Source organism: Anaerotignum sp. (assembly GCF_045122575.1).
Lineage (GTDB): Bacteria > Bacillota > Clostridia > Lachnospirales > Anaerotignaceae > Anaerotignum_A.
In genome coordinates this window covers 1-7,296 of the sequence record NZ_JBGVHV010000133.1, presented here as the reverse complement: position 1 = coordinate 7,296, position 7,296 = coordinate 1, and the positions used below count along the sequence as shown (strand labels likewise).

Sequence of the window (7,296 nt, the reverse complement as noted above, 5' to 3'; positions counted from 1 at the left end):
TTGATTGCTGCGGGCATCGCCGGCATGTTTGCGTTCCAGACTTTTGTAAACGCAGGTGTAGCTACGGGCATCCTGCCCAACACAGGTATGTCACTGCCCTTTGTCAGCTATGGCGGCAGTTCCATGTGGACAAACATGGTCGCCATCGGACTGATTTTGAATATCAGAAAAAAGGAAACCAAATCGCTTTTTGAAGGAGGATCATTATGAATATCGGCTTGATCGCACATGACAATAAAAAGAAACTGATCGGAAATCTTTGCATTGCATACAGACATATTCTTTGCAAGCACGAACTTTTTGCCACAAGCACAACAGGCCGTCTGGTAGAGGAAGCTGCCAATCTGGTCGTTCATAAATATCTTGCCGCTCGTCTGGGCGGGGAACAGCAGATGGGCGCACAGATCATCAACAACGACATCGATCTGATGATCTTCCTGAGAGACCCCGTTTCTCCCCACTCCTACGAATCCGAAGTAAACTCTATCCTGCATCTGTGTGATATGCATAACATTCCTCTGGCAACCAATCTGGCAACGGCAGAGGCAATGCTGCTGGCTCTGGATCGCGGCGATCTGGACTGGAGAAATATCATGAAATAAGGAAAGGACGTTACGATAAATGGAAATGTATTTCAACCCTACCGCGCTGGGGATTATTCTGGGGTATTATGTACTCATCAATATCATTCTGTATGTAACGATGGTCATTGATAAAAAAAGAGCGCAGAAAGACCATTGGCGCATCCCGGAAAAAAATATGTTCATTCTGGCCGTATTGGGCGGCGGTCTGGGCGGTTTGTTTGCGATGGTTTTCAAACGCCATAAAAACAGACACATGGACTTTATTCTGGTATTTACCATGACATCGATCCTGCATATGGTGGCAGCACTTCTGCTGATCGGCAAATTCGCATTCACAATCAACTAAAAAAAAGAGGTTCAGATTTCTGAACCTCTTTTTTATTGCCACAATTCCACGATCTTCAGTTTGATTCTCGGGGTCATTTCCTTCTGCTCCAAGGCAGAAACGATCAGAAATTCCTCCTCTGTCAGCGTATTCTCCAGTCTGTGATGGCTTTCCTCCGTGGAATAGCCCCAGGCCGCATCTACAAAACACATCTGGGGATACAGAACGCACCACCAATTCTGTCCTTCCGCTTCACCGATCTCGATACGCAGGGCATCATAGACCCCTGCCGGGAAAATCAGATCATCATATTTTTTGAAGGGAAATTCTTCCCGCACCAGAGAAACCCGCACAGGATATGCATATCCCTGAGCGATGACCTCAGACAGCGCCGTTTCACAGATCTCCTGCTGCACTTCTTCCAAAGCCTGCAAGGTCTCCGCTTTGTTTTCACATTCCTGCAGCAGATGACCGTATTCCTGCAAAACCCTGTCCCGTACAGCCAGCTTCAGCTGCTGATCGGCTTCGCTGTCGCTGTTGGCCAGCACATGGAACCGCACCACCTTTGCGGCAATGCCATGTCGGATCATCTCCGAATATCCCTTTGTCCAATGGGCGCCAAAAATCAGGCTGAATATCACCCCAATAACCACCGCCAGCAGCCAGAACCATTTTTCCTTTTCCCAAAGGGCACGCAGCCCTGTTTTTTTGTTGGTTTCCATTTCTGTCTCCCCTTTCAGAAAAAGGATTGCCGAAAAATTTCTTTTTTAAACACTATCTTTTTCTCCCCATATCTTTTAATTCCAGTTCCGGACGGATCTCAAAGCGCAGCGCCTGCCAGAGTGCTTCCCCAGAGATCCCCTCTGTCAGGGCAGGCTCCTGCCGATACAGTCGCGGCAAAATCCCAAACAGGTCTTCCTTTGCCCTGTCTGCTATTCCTAAGGTATGTGCAATTTCCTCCCTTATGCCTTCTTCAAAGACCGTCTCGATCTGCTCCCGCTTTTCCGTGGAAAGGAAAAATCCCTCTCCCCCCTGCAGTGTCCCCTCTAAGGGCAGGGTCACGCGACAGAGAATATCGGTGTCCTCCAGTGCAAAATCATACCTCACATCGTTTTTGCCAACCTCCATCGGAAGGATCTCCCCTTCATATACGCCCTCCAAAAGGGCTCCTTCCGCTTCTCCCAGAAGAAAAAGATAGCCCCGCTCTTCTGCATTGCTGAGGGCATAGATCCGTTCCTGCGTGAGGGCTACACCGCCGCCCAATTCCAGTTTTCCCTCCTGCACCGAAATACGGGGCAAAACCCCATTGCCGCCCTGCTCCATCCGTTCTGTCAGAAAGGTATCCAGATCAATGCCTTTGGTCACGGCCACCTCGCCGGCTGTATTCTTATAAAAATCCCAGAGGAAGGTGCCTGTTTTACTGTCCGCCTCCATGACCGCCTCTGCGCAGTCTGCCGCCAGATCCGTTGTTGCCAGCAGCATCACTTTTTCGGAAACCGTCTGACTTCGTTCCAGTTCCTGCAGGATACGCTCCAGTTTTTGGCTGTCCTCCAGGATCTCCCCGCTGAAAATAACCGTTTTCATCTGCCCCAGATCCGTTTTGCGGGACATCTGCCCGTCGATCTGTGCTACCGCCCCTGCCAGCGTTTCGCTTACGGCAGCGTAGGTACGGGCTTCGCCCTCTCCCGTATTGGCAGGGGCAAAGGTAAATCGGCAGCCTGCAGCGGCAGTATCCACCCCCAGTGTCATAATAAACGCCCTGTCCTCGGGATCTTTTTTATCCCAGCAGCCCGTCAGCAATAAGGAGGGCAGCAGCAACCACAATAATCTTCCTTTATGCATCGTTTCTGCCTCCCTTCCGTTTCGCTGCAAACAGCAATAACAGCGGCAAAATGATCAGATAAAACAGATTGCTCCACGGCGCGATCTGCATCCGCAGACGATAAGTCTCGGAAAGGTTTTCCGGCAGGAAGGACAACGCAAAAACCGCCGCCAGACAGCCCCAGAGCCAGCTCTTTCGTTTCTCTTCCTGCTGTCTGCACAGGCGCACCCCCAACAGGGAGCCATAAAACAATACCCCCGAAAGAAAAATGCAGACAGAAGCCATCCAGAACCACAGAAGCAGGATATCCTGTCTGGTCAGGAATACGCCGCGAAAACTGACCCGCTCCATCATCTGCAGAGTGGGCAGCAGTTTCTCTGAAAGGACACCCTCCCCATAAACCGCCAGACAGAGAAAAACAATGACCGTTACGAGGATGGTCGTAGTGACCGCACTTTTCAGCACCGCTCCCTTTGCCATGGCAGGCTTTCGCAGGTCAGGAAAAATAAAATACAAAAAGATCAGCCCCTGAAAAACGATGCTCATAGCTCCAATACCCTTTCTCACTCCTGCAAAGGACGGCAACATCAAAGGCAGCACCCGATCAAATCTTGTGGAAGCCGCCACGGCCAGAAGGACGATAACCAGCGGAAGAGCAGCCGCAAAAAACAGGATCTCCGCCGTTCGCCCGCGGCACTCCGTCCCCTGCGCCGCCAGAAACCCGGCCACCGCAAGGATCACCAGAGAAATGACCCACACCGGCGTATTGGGCAACATGGCGCGACAGACCACTTCGCTGAACAGCCGCAGTTCCATGGATCCGTCCAAAAGCAGTTTTCCTGCTAACCCCAGAAGGAGGATACCGCCGACCAGATCTCCGAAGCAGAATCGGCACCATTCCACCGCCGTGCCTTCGGGCATTTTACTGCCTACGGCTGTCAGCAGCAGAGAAACTGCCGCAAAAACTGCACCTCCTGCCAGAGCCGCCAGCCAGCAGCCACGCCCGCTCACCTGCGCCAGTTCCGCCGGAAGAAAAAGGATAACCGTACCAAAAGTATCCAGTAATAACAGGATCTGCAGCTGTCTGAGAGAAATTTTCCGATTCTCCGCAAACACATCATTCGCCCTCCCTTCTTTCATTTTTTATGGGTCTTGCAAAAATCGGCCTGCCCTTCTTTTTCGAAGGCGGCAAACGGAAAATGCTGTCCTCCCAATCCCTGTCGTCATTGACGGAGGATGCGCAATAGGGATACAGATAGGGGATGCCATAGGACGTCAGACCGGACAGATGCCCCAAAAGCAGCAGCAGCGCCGCCCATACCCCAAACAATCCGAACACTGCCGCCATGGCAATGACCAGATATTTACTGATGCGCAGACCGGAAACGACGGACACATTGGGGATGACGAAGGTACAGATGCCCGTCAGAGCCGCCACGATGACCACTACGGGGCTTACGATGCCCGCCTCGACAGCAGCCGACCCAATGATAATACCGCCCACAATGCCGATGGTAGAGCTCACAGGAGAGGGCAGACGGATGCCTGCTTCTCGCAGCAGTTCAAAGGCCAGCTCCATAATCAGCACTTCCCCGATGACAGAAAAAGGGATGGCTCCTCTGGTGGAGGCCACCTTTAAGGCTAAGGCTGTGGGCATCAGCTGGGGATGATAGACCGCAAAGGCAATATACAGTCCCGGCAGGGTCACCGCCAGAAATGCCGCCCCGTAGCGGATCAGACGGATAAAACTCACGATCTCCCACCGTTCATAATAATCCTCCGCCGCCTGAAAAAAGGTATTCAGCGTCGCCGGCAGCAAAATGGCATAGGGCGTATTATCCGCCAGAAGCACCACCCGCCCCTCCAGCAGAGCCGATGCCGTTTTATCCGGCCGTTCCGTCATCTGCAGCTGGGGAAAGGGGGAAAACTGCCGCCGTTCCAGCAGCTGTTCCACAGAGCCGCTGTCCAGCAGCCCCTCCACATTCATATCATCCAGTTGTTTCTCCACCGTTTCCAGAATTTCCGGCCGCACCAAGTCCTCCATATACATCAGCGCAATATCCGTCCGCGTGCGGTTCCCCGCCTTTTTCCGTTTCAGTTTCAGCTTCGGGTCACGGATGCGCCGCCTGGTCAGTACGATATTGAAGGCCATGACCTCCATAAAGGCGTCCTTTGGCCCCTGCACCACCACTTCCGTTTCCGCCTTGCCGATCCCTCGGTTGGGGAATTGCTTCGTGGTCGCCTGCAAAGCAAAATCATTCCCCTCCATCAGAAGCACCGTGTCCCCCCAGAATACGGCATCACAAATCTCCGCCACCGTCGTGACCTTTTTCACCTCACTGACCGCAATCGCTTCTTCCAGAAGAGCCTCCAGAATTCCTTTGGGACGGTCATTCTGATAGTCCAGCATGACGGTTTCCAGGATGGATTCCCGCAGTGCCTCCAGATCCACAAAGTTATCCGCATAGAGCATGATCAGTTTCCCGTTTCCCCCCACCAGAAATTCCCGCTCCACGATATCGCCGCAGTCCCGCAGGGCTTCGTGGATGGATGCCATATTCTGCTCCAGATGTTTTGTCAGCCGCATAGATTCACCGCCTGTCTTTTTGGCTAGTTTGTGAAAAAGCGAAATTTTTATACAAAAAAAGAACCCCGAAAATTCGGAGTTCTTACATGTACGATTATTTTGCTGCGCTTGTATCTGTCAGCAGGCTGGGATTTTCGAATGTGTAAACCAGCATATCGTAGTTATAAACGATTTCGTTCAGGGCATTCTGTGCGGAGATCACGCCCATTTCTGCCTGTTCCACCGTTGTTTTTGTTACATTACCTGCCTGCAGGTTCACCTGCGCCACACGGTAGTTGGCCTGTGCCTTTGTCAGGTCTGCCTGGGCGGAAGCATACATGGTTTCCATCTGACCCAGCTGCAGATACGCATTACGGATCAGCAGTTCTTTGTTTTCTTTTGCTGTTTTCAGCGCACGTTTCTGTTTGTCATAATCCAATGCATCGGCATCATCGGTAGATGTTACCGCATCGTAATTGCGGTAATTTTTTTTGAATTTTGCCGCATCGGTGGCCAGTTCCTGCACCTGAATGGACAGGTCTTCCTTCAGGGCGCTGTTGATATACTGATCGATGGTCTGTGTCATTTCGTAGGGTTCGAATGTCACATCATAAACAAATTCAAAACGTTTGTCGGGATTTTCGCCGATCATGTTGTTGAATTTGATATAAGTCTGTTCCAGCGTGCTTTCCAGCAGAGCCGCATTGCCTTTTGCCTGTTCTGCCGCCACCTGCAACTGATCCAGATTATATTTGCTCAGCATACCCAGGCGATATTTTGCATAGCCCTGTTCGTACAGTTTCTGCTGGATATCCGCATTTTTCTGAACCAGTTTCAGGCTGTCCTGATTATTTTTGATGCTGGAAAACATAGATTTCACAGTCACTTCCAGTGCCATTTTCTGGATTTTTTCGCCCAGCTTTGCCTGCTTGATGCCGCTGTCCAGCTGATATACAGCAGAAACCAGACTATGCATCCCTTCGCTGGTCCATCTTTTATATTCATAAGAAGGGATTTTTACAGAACCGATACGATCATAAATCTTTTCATCGGATTCTTTCAGGTAATCCAGTGTATCTTCCAGATCCTTCAGGCTTGCGCTGTGTTTGATGGCTTTTGCCAGCGCTTCTTCCACTGTCAGCTGAGGCAGAGCCATTGCCGCCAGTTCTTCTTCTGTCAGTTCCACCACGGGAGCCGCCTGTACGCCCTGCTGTTCTGCAGAAAGCGCCTCTGCAGCGAAAACCTGAGGGCAGAACATACTCATAGCCAGCGCCAGCGCCAGTGCGCCTTTTGCTTTATATAAAAATGCTTTCATATATAATTCCTCCAGTATAATTAGTTTCATAGTAAAACTAATTATACCATAGAAACAGAAAAAATCCAGTAAAATAAGCAAGATTTAATAAAAGTTTCTGAATTGACAAATTCTGCAGTGCGCGTTGCAAAAAAATACCCCTCCTGTTAAAATAAGAATGGGATTGCCGTTGGCGGTTGGTCACTCTCTGCAAAGGGGGTGAGGCTATGAATTACGTTACATATTCTGACTTGATTCAGATGGGACTATTTATCGTAGCAATTATCGCCCTGTGTAAAACAGGGGATAAATAAAAAATGACCGCCTAACCTGCAAGTTAGACGGTCTGTTCACACCTTATTCGGACGAGCCGCCTTGCGACAAGCGGCAATCCTTCTTATTTATAGTCTAAAGCGAACCCTGCGAATTGTCAACAATGTGGTGACGATTCGTTTTTTTATTGCAAAAACTGCAACAAAAAAGAGCACCTCTTACGAGGTGCTCTCGGATTTACTCTATGGATTTAACTTAACCGAAGGGTTAAATTATTTGTTACCATTCAGAGTTGCAGTTTTTGTAGCTGCATCCCATGTGATATCTGTTACGCCCAGAGCTGTAGCCAGATCTCTCATAGGCAGGAATGTTCTGCCGTCTACTACTTCGGGAGAAGCGGAAGCGGGGATAGCGGAACCGTTAACGTTGATT

General features: G+C 50.3%; 9 protein-coding genes. 3 read left to right on the top strand and 6 right to left on the bottom strand.

Annotated features, from left to right (window positions below):
* From ACJMLT_RS06630 to ACJMLT_RS06620, 3 genes are all read left to right on the top strand, one after another.
* Positions 1 to 210, top strand: a 210-nt coding sequence (locus ACJMLT_RS06630; RefSeq protein ID WP_405728389.1) for an FtsW/RodA/SpoVE family cell cycle protein, incomplete at its 5' end; no start/stop codon positions are given.
* Positions 207 to 602 carry a methylglyoxal synthase gene (locus tag ACJMLT_RS06625; RefSeq protein WP_405728386.1) on the top strand — a complete coding sequence of 132 codons (396 nt, stop codon included), beginning with the start codon at positions 207 to 209 and terminating at the stop codon, positions 600 to 602. The genes ACJMLT_RS06630 and ACJMLT_RS06625, both read left to right, overlap by 4 nt.
* Positions 603 to 621: 19 nt before the next feature.
* Positions 622 to 930, top strand: a complete 309-nt coding sequence (locus ACJMLT_RS06620; protein WP_405728383.1) for a DUF1294 domain-containing protein — start codon at positions 622 to 624, stop codon at positions 928 to 930.
* A 32-nt stretch (positions 931 to 962) separates the two neighbouring features.
* On the opposite strand, the gene spoIIR is transcribed toward ACJMLT_RS06620, so the two are convergent.
* From spoIIR to ACJMLT_RS06590, 6 genes are all read right to left on the bottom strand, one after another.
* Entirely contained in the window at positions 963 to 1,631 is a 669-nt protein-coding gene (gene spoIIR, locus ACJMLT_RS06615) for a stage II sporulation protein R (RefSeq protein ID WP_405728380.1), read from the bottom strand.
* 52 nt (positions 1,632 to 1,683) lie between these two features.
* Complete coding sequence (locus ACJMLT_RS06610; protein WP_405728377.1) at positions 1,684 to 2,751, bottom strand: Ger(x)C family spore germination protein; 1,068 nt, start codon at positions 2,749 to 2,751, stop codon at positions 1,684 to 1,686.
* Complete coding sequence (locus ACJMLT_RS06605) at positions 2,744 to 3,847, bottom strand: GerAB/ArcD/ProY family transporter (protein ID WP_405728374.1); 1,104 nt, start codon at positions 3,845 to 3,847, stop codon at positions 2,744 to 2,746. Before ACJMLT_RS06605 ends, ACJMLT_RS06610 begins: the two co-directional genes overlap by 8 nt.
* 1 nt (position 3,848) lies before the next feature.
* The gene (locus ACJMLT_RS06600; RefSeq protein ID WP_405728371.1) at positions 3,849 to 5,318 is read right to left on the bottom strand and encodes a spore germination protein; all 1,470 of its coding nucleotides are present in this window, start codon (positions 5,316 to 5,318) and stop codon (positions 3,849 to 3,851) included.
* Between the two features lie 94 nt (positions 5,319 to 5,412).
* Positions 5,413 to 6,612 (bottom strand): TolC family protein, encoded by a 1,200-nt coding sequence (locus ACJMLT_RS06595; RefSeq protein ID WP_405728368.1) that lies wholly within the window; start codon positions 6,610 to 6,612, stop codon positions 5,413 to 5,415.
* 524 nt (positions 6,613 to 7,136) lie between these two features.
* Positions 7,137 to 7,295 carry a stalk domain-containing protein gene (locus ACJMLT_RS06590; RefSeq protein ID WP_405728392.1) on the bottom strand — a complete coding sequence of 53 codons (159 nt, stop codon included), beginning with the start codon at positions 7,293 to 7,295 and terminating at the stop codon, positions 7,137 to 7,139.
* Position 7,296 lies beyond the last annotated feature (1 nt).